Consider the following 17,482-nt stretch of genomic DNA (forward strand, 5'->3'; position numbering starts at 1 on the left):
AAGTCTCTCTTGATGTTGACCATATCAATTCGATTAGTCATTTATTACTTAAAGCATAAAACTGTGCCTATTACTAGCTGAAATATGTTTGTTCCTTGCAGGCGTGCTATCGATAGCATACCACAACTGTGCAATGCCAAAATTTTCCCAGCCGTTGATTGAAGGTTCTCCGAGACGATCGACTCATTTGACATCTAAATTATCAGCGATCGTCTGAAAACAGGATGATCGGCAGCAACTGAGCTAAAACATCTAGCGCTAAACTGCTAGAGAACTGACAAGCTTACCCCGCACGAGTTCAAGTGGATTTGATTGTGGTCAACCGTCTTGCTCAATCCCAAAGCCTTTACCTGCGAAAACACGCCGAAAATCCGATCGACTGGTGGGCCTGGTGCGACGAAGCCTGATAAAGGGCTCGGAGGGAAAATAAAGCGATTTTTCTGTCAATTACTCTAGCTGCGACTGGTGTAGGGTGATGGAAGGTGAAGCATTTTGCGATCGGGCGATCGCAAGCTGTAAAATACCTTGAGCATCCTCTGAACCGTAAACTTGACTGATTTGAGCTTCATGAGTTGCCATAACGAGTTTCCGATAATTTCCGAAATTATTTCTCTCATACATATAACCGCAGTTAAACCGCAGGTAGGAATAGGTCGCGGATTTCAACACCCTTTTAAGAACAGGCAAGATGCCTGTTCCACAACAGAGTCTACTTATTGTGGAACAGGCATCTTGCCTGTTCCCGATAGAGGTACAAAATACCAATAACTAACCCAAAGTATACATCCAGCCATCCCTCGCGCAAATCCTCACAATTCCGTCCCAAACTACAGGCGTCGCCTCAAATGACAAACCCGGCTTAAATCTCCCCGATTCTATTACTTTCAAACGGTAAAACTCGCCTTTAGCATTTCTCAAAGCATTCTCATCCCCAGACTTCGCTCGTTCCCAATTCAAATTGAACAAATAAACACCGTTGTATCCGGCACTTATCAGCTTATTGCCATCGGTAAAAATCGGAGTCGAAATTGAAGAGCCAATTGCTTTTTTAAATACTATTACCGGAGTATCGTAAGACTGGTTTCGCCAAGGCACAGAAGTTTTTTTACCTGTAATCATATCTTGGGAACCGATGTACAAATTGCCGTCGATCGCGTTGGTGGCAAACAGCGCCGGAAACTCCCCTGAATTGTACTCGTCATTCAAAGCCACCGAGCCAATTATCCCCCCTTCCCAGCTAGAAAGGCGGCGATTTCCCGTCGGCAAAAACCATTCGACACTGGCATTCGGTTCTTTGTTGGGATTTAGCTTCAGCACGCCGCCGTTGCCCTGAATGTATTGTTTTTCAATGGCACAAAACACTTTTTCCGATTTAGAAATTACAGCACTTCCGTCCAAATCTGAACCTGTATAGAAATCCCAGACTATCTTTTTAGTTTCAATGCTAATACCGTAAATATGACCGGAACCAGCAGCTATAAATATTCGATCTTTGAGCCTTGATGGTGATGATTCCGCGACCAGGTTTCCCCTGTGCTTGCTGATATCTCCTGCTGCATAAAGCTGTACTTCCGACAAGATATTTGGCTGCTTGATTCCTTGTTTAATTTTGGCTTGGCTTGTGGAACTATCGAGAAAATAGCCGATCGCATTTTCCCCCGCATTGAACAAAACGCCACCGCCGAGGTCCAAAGCGCTACTGTCATTATCCCGGCTGTAGCTGGGCGTTTTCCTGATGTCCAATTTCCAAAGTTCCTTGCCAGTTCTAAAAGATATTGCCCTAAAACTCGGCACTACTTTTTTGCCACCCCCGCCACTGCGGCTGCCTTGCAAAATCACAATTCTGTTTTCAGCGCTCGCTTTTTCATCGATATAAATCGTTGATGAACCTTTGATTATATCATCAAATTTATAGCGCCAAACTTCTTTATTAGTAGCAATATCTATTTTCCGCAAATTGTGGTCATAAGCACCTATAATTAAATAAGTTTTTCCCCCGTCTCTGGTAATTGTCGGCTGTCCAGTCCAACCGGCACCGCTCCAAACTACAGACCGCCTTCCCAGAAAAGTCCGTCCGCTACCGAGTTGAAATTTGTCGATTAATTTCAAGCTTTTCGGAACACCTCGACCGTAGAAGCGGCGCTTGTCGTTACCTAAAAAGGTCGGGACTAATAATTCTATTTCTGGGTCTGCTTTCGCCAGAAAATTGTTAAGATTCGTTTCTAATAAAGCTTGGTCCGAATATTCAGTTTGGTACAGTTGGGAAACAGTAGGAGGAACTGCCGCGCTCAGCAAAAATTGTCCGAGCCGTTGATTGAAGGTTCTCCGAGATGATAAACTCATGTTAGATCGAGATACTCAGCCATAATATTAAAACATGATTATCGGCAACAACTCAACTAAAACATCTCACGCTACACTACGAGAGAAATAACAAGCTTACTGAGTACGAGTTAAAGTATATTTGATTATGGTCAACCGTCTTGCTCAATCCCAAAGCCTTTACCTGCGGAAACACGCCGAAAATCCGATCGACTGGTGGCCCTGGTGCGACGAAGCCTTAGAAGCGGCCCGGAGCGAAAATAAACCGATTTTCCTGTCAATTGGCTACTCTAGCTGCCACTGGTGTACGGTGATGGAAGGAGAAGCATTTTCCGATCGCGCGATCGCCGAATACATGAATTCGCACTTTATACCCGTAAAAGTCGATCGCGAAGAACGCCCGGATATCGACAGCATTTATATGCAAACCTTGCAAATGATGACCGGTCAAGGCGGTTGGCCGCTCAACGTTTTTCTCACTCCCGACGAGCGAGTTCCCTTCTACGGAGGCACTTATTTCCCTGTAGAACCGCGCTACGGGCGGCCGGGGTTTTTAGAAGTTTTGCAAGCAATTCGCCGCTTTTACGACACAGAAAAAGGCAAAGTAGAATCCTTCAAAGCAGAGATTTTAGGCAACCTCCAACAAACGGCAGCGCTGTCAGGAGTAACGGCCGAATTAAATCGCGAAATCTTTCAAAAAGGCTTAGAAATCAACACCGGAATTGTTGCCGGCCACAACCCAGGCCCCAGTTTTCCGATGATACCTTATGCTGAGCTAGCACTGCGGGGAACCCGATTTAATTTTGAATCAAAATACGACAGCAAACAAGTCTGCACTCAGCGCGGATTAGACTTAGCATTGGGCGGCATTTACGACCACGTAGCAGGCGGATTTCACCGCTACACGGTTGATGCGACTTGGACTGTGCCACACTTTGAAAAAATGCTTTACGACAACGGTCAAATTGTTGAGTATTTAGCGAATTTGTGGAGTGCGGGAATACAAGAGCCTGCTTTTGAAACTGCGATCGCGGGGACAGTAGAATGGTTGAAGCGGGAAATGACCGCGCCAACAGGCTATTTTTATGCCGCACAGGATGCTGACAGCTTTAACACTTCTGAAGAACTTGAACCGGAAGAGGGAGCATTTTATGTCTGGACTTATGCCGAACTGGAAGAACTGTTAACTGCTGAGGAATTAACGGAAATTAAAGCACAGTTTACTGTTAGTCGCAACGGCAATTTTGAAGGTCAAAATGTATTGCAGCGCCGCCATCCGGGAAAACTGAGCGACACGGTAGAAACGGCTTTGGCTAAACTATTTGCTGTTCGCTACGGTGGCAATCCCGAGACTGTAAAAACCTTTCCGCCAGCCCGCAACAATCAAGAAGCTAAAAACGACACTTGGCCGGGTAGAATTCCCGCAGTTACGGACACGAAAATGATTGCTGCTTGGAATAGCTTAATGATTTCGGGTTTAGCCCGCGCTGCGGCTGTTTTTGGAAATTTGGAATATTTGGAATTAGCTGTGAAAGCTGCTAATTTTATTTTAGAAAATCAGTGGACGGATGGCCGATTTCAACGGTTGAATTATGACGGACACTCTGCTGTAACCGCGCAGTCGGAAGATTATGCTTTGTTTGTGAAAGCTTTGTTGGATTTGCATCAAGCGAGTTTGACTTTAGGAAACGGCGAAGAAGCAAAACAGTTGCCGAACTCTCAGTTTTGGTTGGAGAAAGCTGTGCAGGTGCAAGAAGAGTTTGATGAGTTTTTGTGGAGCGTGGAATTGGGAGGGTATTACAATACTGCTAAGGATGCTAGCGGAGATTTGTTGGTGCGGGAACGCAGCTATATAGACAATGCAACTCCGGCGGCGAATGGAATTGCGATCGCCTCTTTGGTTCGTCTCGCACTGCTGGGCCCGAATTTAGAATATCTCGATCGCGCCCAACAAGGTTTGCAAGCTTTCAGCAGTATTGTACAAGATGCTCCGCAAGCTTGTCCGAGTCTACTTTCGGCGATCGACTGGTATCAGCATTCTACGCTGATTCGCACGTCACCAGACCAGATTTCCGGGTTGATTTCGCAGTATTATCCGACTGCTGTCTGTCAGATTGAGGCTGATTTGCCTGAAGGTGTTATCGGGTTAGTCTGCGAGTGTTTAACTTGCAAAGAACCGGCGAAAACTCAAGAGCGGCTGTCGGAGGAAATTTTGCAAAGTCAAACGCGAGTTTAGCACCAATACTGTCTATATTATTGAACCGCGAAGACACCAAGGACGCGAAGGAAGAAGGAGGAAGCAGAAGGAAGAAGTAGATTATCTTTTACCGGGAAGGAATCGCATCTTCAGTCTGCCCCTTAATCTTCCAAAATCTCAACCAAATCTTCCATCGTCACGTCGAAGGCGCGGGCGATTTTGTAGACAGCAGAAATATCGGCCGTGTTCAAAGCATCGCGCTGAACGTAGCTTCTAACAGTGTTGTAATTCACTCCCGATAGATCGACCACTTCTTTAAACGTCCAACCCTTTTGCTCAGCTAGTTCTCGAATCCGCAGTCTAACGTAGCCCATTAGTGCGATCGCCCCTACTATTCCAAAAACTCGACCAAATCTTCAATCATTACGTCAAAAGCAAGGGCGATCTTCTGAACGGCGCTAAGGTCAACCGTATTCATGCCGTCATCCCGTCTAGCATAACCCTTAACCGTGTTGTAATTAACCCCAGAGCGATCGGCGACATCTTGCAGCGTCCAGCCCTTTTCTTCTGCCAATTCTCGAATCTTTAGTCTAACTCGCCCCATTTTGCCCTTGACAACAGGTTAGTATTAACCTTAAATATCAGAATAACTCAAAACGATCGCCCTCCTAGCCTGGAAAACTTAAGGGCGATCGCCTTTTCTACCACACCCCACGAACGTGGGGAAGGATTACCCTATGATACCAACATCAAAGCCCAAATTAAACACTCATCCCTGGTGTATCGTGCGGCAATTGCCAAATATGCAGCGATTGGTTGTGGCTAGGTTGCACCGCCGGGGCGATGCTGAGGGATATATGCAAATTTTACGGCGGTTGTTGCCGGCGGCCAAACACGCGATCGTATTTGATACGACTGGGGCGGAGAAATTGCCAGAAGTTCGATCGGCTAATTGCGAGCGAATGCTGTAATCGATGGGAGCGAGATCCTTTTTTGTTTTAACTGGAAAACCGATAAATAGAAAAGAGCGATCGCTCTTTCCTGACAAAAAGTAAGTAGGTCGCTCTCATTAAAAGTAAAACGTTCTTCTGTCAGATACCCCACTTCTTTAAGAAGTCGGGTATCTAAGTATTTTATTTTTTTAGGTTGCCTTTTTTAGCTTTAAATTATTAAGAATCTCCATGCAGCTAACACTTAGCGATTAGCAAATTACAATATAAGCAGTTTTTATATTGACTCTGTAATATTTATTAACTATAATTACCAGATCAGAAATAATAAAATTGTTACGCCTAACAGTTTTCCCCAAATAACAGCTAAACTATTCTAACGTTTGCGCGTCCCCAGCGTCGCAGGCTCAACCTATAGCTGTTAAGGATTCGTCCTGATTCACAGGAGCAAGATTTTAAAATATGCATCTCAGCGAACTGACTCACCCAAACCAATTACACGGCCTCTCGATTCATCAACTCGAACAAATTGCCCGACAAATTCGAGAAAAGCATTTAGAAACTGTAGCCGCTAGCGGCGGCCACCTCGGCCCAGGATTGGGTGTAGTCGAACTGACCTTAGCACTCTACCAAACACTCGACCTCGATCGCGACAAAGTTACCTGGGATGTCGGCCACCAAGCTTATCCTCACAAATTAATCACCGGCCGCTACAACCAATTCCACACCCTGCGCCAAAAAGACGGCGTTGCAGGCTATCTCAAGCGCTGCGAGAGCAAATTCGATCATTTTGGTGCCGGTCACGCTTCTACAAGCATTTCCGCAGCATTAGGAATGGCGATGGCGCGCGACCTCAAGGGCGAAAACTTTAAAACTGTAGCAGTCATCGGCGACGGCGCATTGACTGGCGGCATGGCACTCGAAGCGATCAACCACGCGGGGCATATGCCGAAAACCAATTTGTTAGTTGTGCTCAACGACAACGAGATGTCAATCTCGCCCAACGTCGGCGCAATTACCCGCTATTTGAACAAGATGCGACTCTCGCCGCCGGTGCAGTTTCTCAAAGATAACTTAGAGGAACAATTCAAACACATTCCTTTTGTCGGCGAAACTTTTACTCCTGAAATGGAACGCCTCAAAGAAGGGATGAAACGCTTGGCAGTCTCGAAAGTTGGAGCAGTAATTGAAGAATTAGGCTTTACTTACATGGGCCCGGTAGATGGACACAATTTGGAAGAGTTAATTGCCACTTTCAAACAAGCTCATACCATTCAAGGGCCGGTGTTGGTTCACGTGGTGACGGTGAAGGGCAAAGGATATGCGATCGCCGAAAAAGACCAAGTAGGATATCACGCCCAAAATCCCTTTAACTTAGCCACCGGCAAAGGCATTCCCTCCACTAAACCCAAGCCTCCAGCTTACTCGAAAGTCTTTGCCCACGCCCTGGTAAAGCTAGCAGAAGATAATCCCAAAATTGTCGGCATTACCGCTGCAATGGCAACCGGAACAGGTCTGGATAAACTGCATGAAAAACTGCCGAAACAGTACATTGATGTCGGGATTGCCGAACAGCACGCCGTGACTTTATCCGCTGGTTTAGCCTGCGAAGGAATGCGCCCGGTTGTGGCAATTTACTCGACCTTTGTGCAGCGGGGATATGACCAAATAATTCACGATGTTTGCATCCAAAACTTGCCAGTTTTCTTCTGTTTGGATCGCGCCGGCATTGTCGGTGCTGACGGCCCCACTCACCAAGGAATGTACGACATTTCTTTCTTGCGGTGTCTGCCAAATATGACAATTATGGCGCCAAAAGATGAGGCAGAATTGCAGCGGATGATAGTCACCGGAATCAACCACACCAGCGGCCCGATCACCATGCGTTACCCGCGCGGCAACGGTTACGGCGTGCCTCTGATGGAAGAAGGTTGGGAAGAGTTGCCGATCGGCAAAGCCGAAATTCTCCGCAACGGCGACGATTTGCTGATATTGGGTTACGGTTCAATGGTTTATCCGGCAATGCAAACCGCCGAGATTCTGAGCGAGCACGGCATTGAAGCAACTGTGATCAATGCGCGTTTTGTCAAGCCTTTGGACACCGAATTAATCTTGCCTTTAGCACAGCGAATCGGCAAAGTTGTCACAATGGAAGAAGGCTGTTTGATGGGAGGCTTTGGTTCAGCAGTAGCCGAAGCTTTGTTGGACAATAATGTTGTTGTTCCAGTGATGCGGTTGGGTGTACCCGATACATTGGTAGATCATGCAACGCCTGAACAATCATTTGCCAGTTTGGGATTAAATCCGTCGCAAATGTGCGATCGCATCTTAGCAACCTTCAGCCGCAAACAGTCTCCTGTTAGCGTGTAAATAGCTAGAAGGGTAGGGTGCGCTAGGCGCACCTTACCATTCGAGACTAATCCTAAGAAATACCCGATCTATGACAGTGTAATAAAACGATCCCGCAAGTCCGATGGTGTCACATTCAGAACTCTACCTAAAATTTGACCGCTTGAAGCTATTTGAATCGTAGTAGCGTCATAACTACCATTTCGATCTAGATCATAGTCGGCTACAGAAATTTTGCCTTCTTGAGGAAATCTCCCCGAAACAAAGCTAATATTTCGCAATGGCATTGAATAGGTGGTTAGTCTGAGACTGGCCTCAGTTATACCGTTAGTCAGACCAATTTTATCAAGAGACTTTTCAAAGTCTAGAATGGTATCCCACGCCTGTACACTACTGTTAGGGTTACGTTTTGGATCTCCTAAAACAATATCCGTTCTTAGGACGAACACATCACTACCCGTTCCCCCTTTATAAAGAGTGTAACCCAAGTCGCCGCTCAGAGTATCGCTACCTGCACCTCCATCTAATAAATCATCACCTCGACCGCCATTCAAAATGTCGTCTCCGTCACCACCCACGATATAATCATCACCAAGACCGCCAATGAGAGAATCTCGACCAACTTCGCCGTATAAATCGTCTTCGTCTCTACCGCCTTGCAAGTTGTCATTGCCATCACTACCGAATAAAATATCTTTACCAGCATTTCCGTTGATGATTTCACTCTCAAACGAGCCTCTGATTGTATCATTGCCATCTAAGGCCAGAACACCTCCAGGGAACTGAACCATCAAACCAGGAAGGACTGTAAAATTATCAGGATTAGGAGTCAAGTTGAAAGTATTTGCCATAATTGATTTCAGAAAGATTCAATTAAACCAATAAATATAGTACCATCTGACACAAGGGAGAAAAAACAATGACTAACGTGAAACCGAATCACACTGTGCGGCGGGGAAGATTGTTCCCAGAAATTCAGTGGTCCGAAGAAAAAAAAGCCCAGTGGCGGGCTGAAAGAGCGGCATTTCGCAAGCGTTGCAAAGTAATTTTCGATCGCCTTAAACCAGAATTTATTGACACTCACTACAACTGGTACATGGCGGTTGAACCCGATAGCGGGGAATATTTTATCGACAAGGATGATATGGCGGCTACCAAAATGTGTCGCCAGAAACACCCAAACGCTATCCCCTACCTTTTCCGCATCAACAATACAGGGGCGTGCGGCTCAATATGATTGAAGGAAGATTTGGTGATGAGGAGGAGCTATTTTTTGAAGTTGAATTGATTGCTAATAACGGCTTAGAATTACCTGTTGATGCTCTGCTAGATACAGGTTTTTCTGGCTGGTTAGCAATGGACGATCAAGATTTCGAGGGACTTGATTGGATTTATATTAGGCGACAAGAAATGCGGACAGCAAAGGGAGAATTTGATTTCGATCTTTATGCAGGAAAAGTACGCATAGATGAGCAAGAGTTTGACATTCCCGTTCATGTTGGTGACGGAGTACCGGAAATTTTAATCGGCCGCCAGTGGCTGAAAACTCGGCGGTTAGTAGTTGATATGTCTGCGGGTATTTTGACATTGGAAGCGAGTTAAAAGCAAAATGAATTTAAAAAGTTTTGACATAGTAATAGTAGGAGCCGGCCCAGCAGGCGGTCACTGCGCGACAATCCTAGCCAAATCCGGCCACAAAGTCTTGCTGGCGGAGCAAAACGACAATTTTAATAAAAATGACTTTTCTAGCGCCGCCACGCCTCTAGAAACCCTCTCTAAATTCAATTTACCCGAATCGGTTATCGGCAGTTTTTGGCATAAACTTACTATTGAAACTAGCAAAGTCAGTCAAAGTTGGGAGTCTCCCGAAAGCTTGGGAGTTGTTCTCAACTTTGCTAAATTTAGAGCATTTTTGGCCAGCGAAGTTGAGGAATTTGGCGGTGAAGTTTGGCTGGGTTATCGCTACACCGGACATTCACAAACCAAGGGGGAAACTACAGTAGAATTTAAACAGTTATCCAGCGGTCAAATTATCACAGTTAGCACGAAAGTATTGGTGGATGCTACTGGCTTTGCTAGGGCGGTTATGTACGAAAAAGAGAAGGATAAGCCAGCTTTTTTGTCGGGAACCGGAATCGAATATTTAATTGAAGTAGAGCCAGAAGTTTACAATAAATACAGCGGTGATTTAATCTTCTTTTTGGGCGATAAATGGATGCCAAAGGGTTATTCCTGGATATTCCCAATGGAACAGAACAGGCTGAAAGTTGGTGCGGGGCGCATTTTTTTAGATCCGAAAACGGTGAGGCATTTGTCACCGCTGAAAAAATATATTGATTTACTGATTGATGAATATCTGAAGTCTAAAAATTATAAAATTATTGACAAACACGGTTCCACGCTGAAGTACAGCCCTGGTTTGAAGGATATTTATTGCAAGGAAAATAATATAATTGCGATCGGCGATAGTGTCTCGACAGTAAATTTTTTGGGTGGCGAAGGAATTAGACACGGGATGGATGGTGCGGAAATCGCCGGGAAATATATTCAAAGGTATTTGGAGGGGAAAATCTCAGATTTTCGGGATTATGAGACGGAAATGCACCGCAAGTTTGATCGGAAATGGAATATTTCGGAAAGGTTGGCGGTGAGAAAGTATATCGATGATGTTAATGATAAACTGACAGATAAAATGATTTCTTATTTAAAGTATATGAAAACAGAAGATGTTATGGAGATTTTATTTGATTATAAATTTGAGAAAATTTCCCGAGGGTTAGGCGGTTATTTGCAGCGAAAAATCAAGGAATTGATTAATAAATTTCACTTGTAAGGTGGAGCCGTTGATAGATTGTTAATTGAGAAAAAAATCTCGCTGATTGACGCACCTTACTAAGCTAAATTAAGCTAATTTTAAGGCATTTTCGGCGGTGACTTGAATGCGCGGCAGCGACAATAAAGAATCGTCAAAACTGCTAAAATTTAATTGATATGATACACCAAAAGTATATCCACTCGCTCCAATTAAATGCGCTACAATGGGATCGAAATCCCCGTAAGGATAGGCAAAGCATTTAACAGATTTCTCTAATCCCCGTTCCAAGATAGCACGGGATTTGACCGCCTCCCGCACAATTTCTGTCGGCGACAATGCAGTAAGAGGTTGATGAGTAGCAGACATAGAACCGAATTCAATCCCTGCATCCCGCAGTTGCAAAATTTCCGGCCATCCCATTAACGGCACTTCTTCAAATTCGGCTTTTTCCCAACTATTTGTCTTGCCTATTGACTCCGCTACAAGAAAAACAGTTCCTGTAAAATCAAAGCGTTTTAGCACAGGCCAAGCATATTGGAAAAAGTCGAGATAGCCACCATCAAAAGTCATCAATACAGCTTTACCGGGTAAAGGAGTTTTAGCCAGTTTCGCGCTTCGCCAATTTTCCCAACTCGCACTGTAATAACCATGATCTTTGAGATTGTGTAACTGTTGTTCAAAAATCTGGGGCGTAACTGCGTCTAAACCGTCAGGAGAAATGCGGCGGTACGAGAGAATCGGGAGTTTTTGTGTAAGGCTATGATTGTCAAAAACTTGAGGTTTCACCGAGTGAGAAACTTCCCGATAAGAAGATTTTGAGCCAATGATTTCCGGTGCGTAAAATACTTGCTTTGGAAACTCGTTTTCTGGGGGAATTTGCCTTGTCGGTTCCCCAACGTAAAATACTTGCTTTGGAAACTCGTTTTCTGGGGGAATTTGCCTTGTCGGTTCCCCAGCGATTGCTGCGGCTGACTCGATTTCCTGCAGCGCCGCCGCCGGGAGTGAGGCGCGACGGCTGACACTCGTCCCGATCGCACCCGATCGCCTGCCGAATATCACCGCATTTTGGGGATAAATGCCCCCAGCACCCGGTGCATTCAACCAGTCGGGCAAATTAGACCTTTGTTGAGCACAAGAGGCTAAGCGCGATCGTAGCCATTGCTTGCCGTTGAGTCGTTTTCCCAGCAAAGCTTCTCGCACGGCGGCGACGCACAACTCAAAACCCATATTTCGAGTAATTGTCGATCGCAATTTTTGAGCTGAAACAAAATTATTTTCCACCGCAACAGTTACAATACCGACACCCACGCCGCCTACTTTCACCAGCACGTCTATTTCAGAAAGCTCAACTTTTATATTAGCAAATCCCTCGCTAATTTCTAAGACTATCAATTTTTTTCCGAGGGTAATTGTTGAGACTTCCTCAGCTATTTCAGGCTTGTAGAAATCCTCCAAATGCCAATGCGGACGCCCCCATAATTCTTGCAGAAATAGCGTCCAGTCATGTTTAGGGTGCAATGGTTCCAGCAAAGTTTCCCACAATTTATTGCCTTTTTCACAGCGATTGCGTTGAAAGAAGCGATCGAGAATTTGCCAAGCAAACTGGGCTGCGATCGCATCCGCCAAAACCGCAGCCGCAACCATGCAGTCGCAAATCGGCAATTCAATAATACCGAGTTTAATTCCTTCTAGTTGGATCGTACAGCACAGGCGATCGCATATTTGCCAAGCGTAAATATCCGAAATTGGTTCGGTCACTTCCACCGTAACTTTCCAGGCCATTTCCTCCTTGACTCGCTGAATTTTATCTAAAATATATCTGATTTCATTGCGAGTGAAAATTTTATGATATTTGTGAACGTTACTACTTTTGACATCTCTCTCAATTCCTTTGTGCCAAGGTAGATTTAAACTGAGCTTCGCGGCTTTTTCTTGATAGTTAACGAGCATTGTACTGTCATATTCAATGCCCATGAAATTACAAATTTCTCCTAAAATTTGTGTTTTGTTATCTACAAGATCCTCATACTTAACTAATATATGATGGGATTTATTAATATATTTGTGGCTAGTTAACATCGCGTGTTCCCACCGATCGATACAGTGGTTTAAATCCCAACCAACGCCCCACAATTCGTTAAAACTCCTAGTAGCCTCATACATAGAAGCTATTGTATCCATACCGTTTCGCAAAATATGTATGAATTTCGCATCCGGCAAAAAGCGCTGTATGTCATCAATAAAATATATGTGTTCCGGCGTTTTTTCCAACCAAATGCTTTTTTTTTGTTCAGCAGCCAAACCATCCAAAACTCTCACAAACCAACTAGCTTTAGCTTCCACAGTTTGGCTGTCATCAAAATCTTTCAAAAGTTCAGGACGTTTAATCTCATCCTTAAAAAAAGCTTCCATTCTACCTGGCAACTTTCCCGCAAACTGATCGTACAGCAAATAGTGAAAAAACTTAGATTCCGGAAAAGAAATAACTTCTGGATGAGCCGCTAACAAGCTTTGAAGAATTGTTGTGCCACTGCGAGGCGAGCCTACGAGAAATATGCGTTTCATAACATTTTGCCATTAATTATAATTAACCGTAGATTTTGAGGTGGGTTGGGTTTCGTTCTCAGAACCCAACCTGCCAATTCTAACTCCAAGTAAAATCCTGTTTTAACAAATCAGAAAGTTCCTGATTGTAAGGTTGGAAATAATCTGTCAATTGTTGTTCGATTGCTGCTGGTATTTTGCTGTATTCCTCGATCGTATTCATCTCATATTCTTTACTGGCGATCGCACTAATATCCAAGAAATCTAATACTTCCGAAAAAACTTTGTCTGCATTTGCTTCAAAATCTTCGCTCTTGAGAATTAGCAACTGTTCCCTCGGAAAATAATCTAACCAATTCCTGATTTGTTCAACATAAACTCCTCGCGACAAATAAGAATAATGTTGGTGGTTGAAACTGTAATAACTTTGATCGGCTTTGATCTTTTCAATTTCACCTTTTAGGCGATCGGGTTCGGAAGCGATCGCCTTTTGAAAATCCAGCTTTTCGCACCCGATCGCCACTTCTAAATGATAGTGCAGCCAAGCTCGCTTGACCGGGTTTCGCAGCATTACAATCAGCTTAACATCTGGGAAACACTTGTAAACCCGCTCGGCCACCAACGGATGATAAATATAGTAAGGAGTCATTTCCCACAGCAACACCTTCTCATCCGCCACACTGCGCGTCAACTGCTTGCTGTACCAATCAACGCCACGCTCAAAATTCAAATCAAAAAAGTGAATGTTGCGGGAACCCTCTTTGATAATTTGCAAGTGGTTTGCGAGATAGCCGGATAGAGGTTCCGTGCCGCACTTTTGAGCGCCAATAATTAAAAAGTCTGGTTCCTGCTTATTTTTTAACTGAGTCGAAATCTGGGCATAGGCGGGATTCTCCTTATTTAATGCGTGAACTTTATAGGCTGGTTCTGGTAAATCCGCAACCTGCATTGTGCCATCAAATTCCCAGCGGTAGGGCGGACAAAGAATCGTTTTTTGGTTGACAGTCGATCGCACGTACAGCGGATAAGTGTGCCAATGATAATCGTAGGCGTAAGCCAAACTCTTCTCGTAAACCCCAGGATTCACGTAATACTGACCGTTTCCTAAATCCAGCCTGTCTACGTGCAGGCGGATTGTGCCTTTACCTTCCGCCAGCGGCAGCAATCTGCCCATTTGATTAGTATTAGTCTCAAAACAACTTTGACCGTCTTCCCGGCTGATTGTCACGCCAAAAATAGCAGCCGAAATTGGCTTCGGTACAGAATAATGAATTTCCACAGTAATAGGATCGCCACTGTTTATCTCATCATCCGGCAACACTTTAACATCCGTAATTTCTACTTCCAAAGAACCGAAGCGATTGTCATTGATTCGCAGTTGCGAACCTGTACTCGTCACTTCAGGGGGAAGCATGGGAGTGCGTTTTTCGGTTGGTGGGCGCATTTCCGACAAATACTGACCGACTACCACTTCTGGTTCCCCGTAAGCCACGATTTCACCTGATTTCAGCCACAAAGCCCGATCGCACAGTTTATGAATTTGCGTCGCGTTGTGAGAAATCAAAACAATCGCACATCCTTGAGCCTTAAACTCCGAGATTCTGTTCAAACATTTAGTTTGAAAAGCCACATCACCAACCGACAAATGTTCATCAACTAACAGCACTTCTGGATCAGTGTGCACCGCCACCGAAAAAGCCAGCCGCATTTGCATCCCGGTACTGTAAGTCCGCATCGGACTATCAATAAACTGTTGCAATTCCGCAAATTCAACAATATCATCAAACCGGCGCGCCGCTTCCCGACGAGTCAAACCGGCCACCACCGCACCCACAAACACATTTTCTCTGCCCGTTAAATCAGAGTGAAAACCCGCACCCAAATCCAACAAACCGCCAATTCTGCCATTAACTTCAATAGTTCCTTCTTGAGCGTGGCCGATACCGCCGATAATTTGCAGCAGCGTCGATTTTCCTGCGCCATTCTTGCCGAGAATTCCCAGCATTTCCCCGGGAGAAACCGTGAAATTGATATCCCGCAGCGCCCAAAAACGCGCCTGCGGTTTCATCTGCCGAAAACCCGCCAAAGCTGCCTGCATAATCGTATAAGGTCGATCGGCAGAGTAGCGGTTGAAACGTTTCCCCAAACCCTTGACCACAATAGCTTGACGCATTTACAATTCCTCCACAAAAGTATTGCTTTGCCGTCTAAAAATTCCCAGTCCGATCGGCAAAAGAGCAGCCACAACCAAGCTAACAATTAACAGTGCCAGCCAATCCGGCTGCGTACCCTTGAGCAGTATGGTGCGGTAGGCTTCAAGCAGTGGCACCATGGGATTTAACTGATAAAAAGGCTGAAATTCTTTCGGGACGCTGTTGAGGTCGTAGAAAATCGGAGTCAGGTAAAACAGCATCTGCAAAACTACGCCCAAAGTGTGCTGAGTATCGCGAAAAGTGACATTCAAAGCGGCGAGGGGATAAGCCAAACTGACTGTCAAAATAAACTGAATAACCATCAGCAGCGGCAACACAAACAGCACTGAACTCGGCTGAACGCCATCAATTGCCAGAAAGATAATTAACACCGGCAAAGCTAACAGAAAGTGAATTAGCCCCGTCATAGTCGTAACTACCGGCAAAATTGCCGTGGGAAAATTAGGCTGTCTGATTAGCGCTTTATTGTTGGTAATTAATCCCGTTGCTTGAAATAATGCGGTTTGAGACCAACTCCAGATTAACAAACCGCTGAAAGCAAAGGAAGAAAATTGCGGAATGTTAATCGGTATAACAGAGCGAAACACAAAGGAAAATACAGCTAACTGCAACAGCGGATTGATTAAAGTCCAAGCAATCCCCAAAGCCGATCGCTTGTAAAGTAATTTCATATCGCGATCGACCAACACCCGCAGCAAATCGAAAAAATGAGCGATTTTGCGCCTGTCAATCAGCTTTGGAACACTTCTCATCGCACACCTCCGGCAACTTCCTGCGGTTCAGACTCTAGCTGCTCTTCCGGCTCTATCTCAGCTAACTGCTGCGCCTGCAACTGCGCTTTTCTGTAAGCAAAAGGACTGTCGAGAGCTCCTAGCAACTCGCTGACTACCAACTTGCGCGGCAGCAAACCCGGATCCCCCAAGCGGCGCACCAGCCACCAACCCAACCAATTAAACATAGCAAATTTCAAAATTTCCCAGCGCGGCACAGTGCGGTTGCGATCGCACGTCAGTAAATAAGCCCCAAAACCGCGCCCGTTATCCTGCAACTGCCGGCTCAAAGCCTCGGCGCTGCGCCGGTGCAGGTGCCACACAAAAGCTCTCGGCTCATAAAAAGTCGAGTATCCCTTCGCCAAAATCCGATGAAACATCTCGATATCCCCACCCCCCCGAGTCGGAGTCCCCACATCCAAAGCAGGGTCAAAATTACCAACTTCCGCGAACACTTGCCGCCGGAAAGCCATATTCGCCCCCACACCGTAGTCGCTCGCCCACAGCAACTGCTGCACAGAAATCTCGCTACCGTTGGTTTTGCGGCGGTCCAGGTGTTGCAGCATTCCGCCGTATATCAGTTCAAATTGCTGTTGCGCCAAAGTTTCCAGTTCGGCGGCCGCCACTAAACCGCTCACGGCCATAATTTCTGGGTCAGCAAAAGCCGAAGCGATCGCCCGCAGCCAACCGCGATCGGGCCGCGCGTCGTCGTCAGTAAAAGCAATAATCTCGTGTCGCGCTTCAGCGATCCCGCGATTGCGCGCCCAGTCTAATCCTGGCCGTTCTTCTTTGACGTAGCGTACCGGCAATCGCGCGACGAATTCAGCGGTGCTGCTGTTTGTAGGAGCGTTGTCTATAACGATTATTTCGCGGTGGGGATAGTCGAGTGCGAGGAGAGCTTCCAGAGCGCCTTTGAGCAAATCTGTGCGATCGCGCGTGCAGATGACAACGCTAATTGACGGCAGGTGGCGATCCGCCACTGCTTCAGAAACAGCGCCGAACTGCTCTCGTAAAGTCGATCGCACTAACTCTTTGCCAAACTGCTCCACAATTGTTTGTCGCACTCGAGCGGCCGAAATTGTTTGTTCCCAGGGATTGTTACTAACATAAGCCCAGCCCAGAGGCCGTCCCCGGTAGCGAACTAAAATGCGAACTCCTTCGTATTGTTCGAGTTGCCGAATCGGATTAATCTGTTCGGCAAACTCAATTTCCATCACTTTTATTGCCATAACTTGCTCCTGAAAATTTTGCAGCGGGCACTCGATAGAAAAGTTTTGAGTTTTGACTTTTAAGTTGGGGGTTGCAATTTCCCAATTTTCCAA

The 17,482-nt window shown here is 45.5% G+C and carries 16 protein-coding genes; 7 read left to right on the forward strand and 9 right to left on the reverse strand.

From position 1 onward, the window contains the following. Positions 1 to 302 precede the first annotated feature (302 nt). Complete coding sequence (locus QUA71_RS08295; RefSeq protein ID WP_333283953.1) at positions 303 to 407, forward strand: DUF255 domain-containing protein; 105 nt, start codon at positions 303 to 305, stop codon at positions 405 to 407. A gap of 40 nt (positions 408 to 447) precedes the next feature. On the opposite strand, the gene QUA71_RS08300 is transcribed toward QUA71_RS08295, so the two are convergent. Then, complete coding sequence (locus QUA71_RS08300) at positions 448 to 579, reverse strand: hypothetical protein (RefSeq protein WP_333283954.1); 132 nt, start codon at positions 577 to 579, stop codon at positions 448 to 450. A 189-nt stretch (positions 580 to 768) separates the two neighbouring features. Further along, positions 769 to 2,343 carry an outer membrane protein assembly factor BamB family protein gene (locus QUA71_RS08305; RefSeq protein ID WP_333283956.1) on the reverse strand — a complete coding sequence of 525 codons (1,575 nt, stop codon included), beginning with the start codon at positions 2,341 to 2,343 and terminating at the stop codon, positions 769 to 771. 127 nt (positions 2,344 to 2,470) lie between these two features. Here QUA71_RS08305 and QUA71_RS08310 point away from each other — a divergent pair, with 127 nt between their 5' ends. Then, a complete protein-coding gene (locus QUA71_RS08310; RefSeq protein ID WP_333283958.1) occupies positions 2,471 to 4,558 on the forward strand; it encodes a thioredoxin domain-containing protein in 2,088 nt (695 codons plus the stop codon). A 122-nt stretch (positions 4,559 to 4,680) separates the two neighbouring features. Here the strand turns inward: QUA71_RS08310 and QUA71_RS08315 are convergent, their stop codons facing one another. Continuing rightward, positions 4,681 to 4,893 carry a helix-turn-helix transcriptional regulator gene (locus tag QUA71_RS08315; protein WP_333283960.1) on the reverse strand — a complete coding sequence of 71 codons (213 nt, stop codon included), beginning with the start codon at positions 4,891 to 4,893 and terminating at the stop codon, positions 4,681 to 4,683. Positions 4,894 to 4,910: 17 nt separating this feature from the next. Further along, positions 4,911 to 5,123 (reverse strand): helix-turn-helix domain-containing protein, encoded by a 213-nt coding sequence (locus QUA71_RS08320; protein WP_190734143.1) that lies wholly within the window; start codon positions 5,121 to 5,123, stop codon positions 4,911 to 4,913. 133 nt (positions 5,124 to 5,256) lie between these two features. On the opposite strand from QUA71_RS08320, the gene QUA71_RS08325 reads away from it, so the two are divergent. Next, positions 5,257 to 5,490, forward strand: coding sequence for a hypothetical protein (locus QUA71_RS08325; RefSeq protein ID WP_333283962.1), 234 nt, complete (start codon positions 5,257 to 5,259; stop codon positions 5,488 to 5,490). 441 nt (positions 5,491 to 5,931) lie between these two features. Continuing rightward, the gene (gene dxs / locus QUA71_RS08330) at positions 5,932 to 7,839 is read left to right on the forward strand and encodes a 1-deoxy-D-xylulose-5-phosphate synthase (protein WP_333283964.1); all 1,908 of its coding nucleotides are present in this window, start codon (positions 5,932 to 5,934) and stop codon (positions 7,837 to 7,839) included. A 68-nt stretch (positions 7,840 to 7,907) separates the two neighbouring features. Here the strand turns inward: dxs and QUA71_RS08335 are convergent, their stop codons facing one another. After that, positions 7,908 to 8,669 carry a M10 family metallopeptidase C-terminal domain-containing protein gene (locus QUA71_RS08335; protein WP_333283966.1) on the reverse strand — a complete coding sequence of 254 codons (762 nt, stop codon included), beginning with the start codon at positions 8,667 to 8,669 and terminating at the stop codon, positions 7,908 to 7,910. Between the two features lie 68 nt (positions 8,670 to 8,737). On the opposite strand from QUA71_RS08335, the gene QUA71_RS08340 reads away from it, so the two are divergent. From QUA71_RS08340 to QUA71_RS08350, 3 genes are read left to right on the forward strand one after another with little or no spacing between them, the layout of a single operon-like run. Further along, positions 8,738 to 9,055, forward strand: coding sequence for a hypothetical protein (locus QUA71_RS08340; RefSeq protein WP_333283968.1), 318 nt, complete (start codon positions 8,738 to 8,740; stop codon positions 9,053 to 9,055). Further along, positions 9,052 to 9,420, forward strand: coding sequence for an aspartyl protease (locus QUA71_RS08345; protein ID WP_333283970.1), 369 nt, complete (start codon positions 9,052 to 9,054; stop codon positions 9,418 to 9,420). The genes QUA71_RS08340 and QUA71_RS08345 overlap by 4 nt, the downstream gene beginning before the upstream one ends. A gap of 7 nt (positions 9,421 to 9,427) precedes the next feature. Next, positions 9,428 to 10,651 (forward strand): NAD(P)/FAD-dependent oxidoreductase, encoded by a 1,224-nt coding sequence (locus QUA71_RS08350; protein WP_333283972.1) that lies wholly within the window; start codon positions 9,428 to 9,430, stop codon positions 10,649 to 10,651. 69 nt (positions 10,652 to 10,720) lie between these two features. On the opposite strand, the gene QUA71_RS08355 is transcribed toward QUA71_RS08350, so the two are convergent. The 4 genes from QUA71_RS08355 to QUA71_RS08370 form a co-directional block, all read right to left on the reverse strand. Next, entirely contained in the window at positions 10,721 to 13,198 is a 2,478-nt protein-coding gene (locus QUA71_RS08355; RefSeq protein ID WP_333283974.1) for a sulfotransferase, read from the reverse strand. A gap of 79 nt (positions 13,199 to 13,277) precedes the next feature. Then, on the reverse strand, positions 13,278 to 15,350 hold the full coding sequence (locus QUA71_RS08360; protein WP_333283976.1) for an ATP-binding cassette domain-containing protein: 2,073 nt from the start codon (positions 15,348 to 15,350) through the stop codon (positions 13,278 to 13,280). Next, positions 15,351 to 16,142, reverse strand: a complete 792-nt coding sequence (locus tag QUA71_RS08365; protein WP_190734126.1) for an ABC transporter permease — start codon at positions 16,140 to 16,142, stop codon at positions 15,351 to 15,353. Continuing rightward, complete coding sequence (locus tag QUA71_RS08370) at positions 16,139 to 17,389, reverse strand: glycosyltransferase (RefSeq protein WP_333283979.1); 1,251 nt, start codon at positions 17,387 to 17,389, stop codon at positions 16,139 to 16,141. The genes QUA71_RS08365 and QUA71_RS08370 overlap by 4 nt, the downstream gene beginning before the upstream one ends. Positions 17,390 to 17,482: the final 93 nt, after the last annotated feature.

The sequence above is a fragment of the Microcoleus sp. MON1_C5 genome (assembly GCF_036701875.1).
In the GTDB taxonomy this organism is placed as follows: domain Bacteria; phylum Cyanobacteriota; class Cyanobacteriia; order Cyanobacteriales; family Microcoleaceae; genus Microcoleus.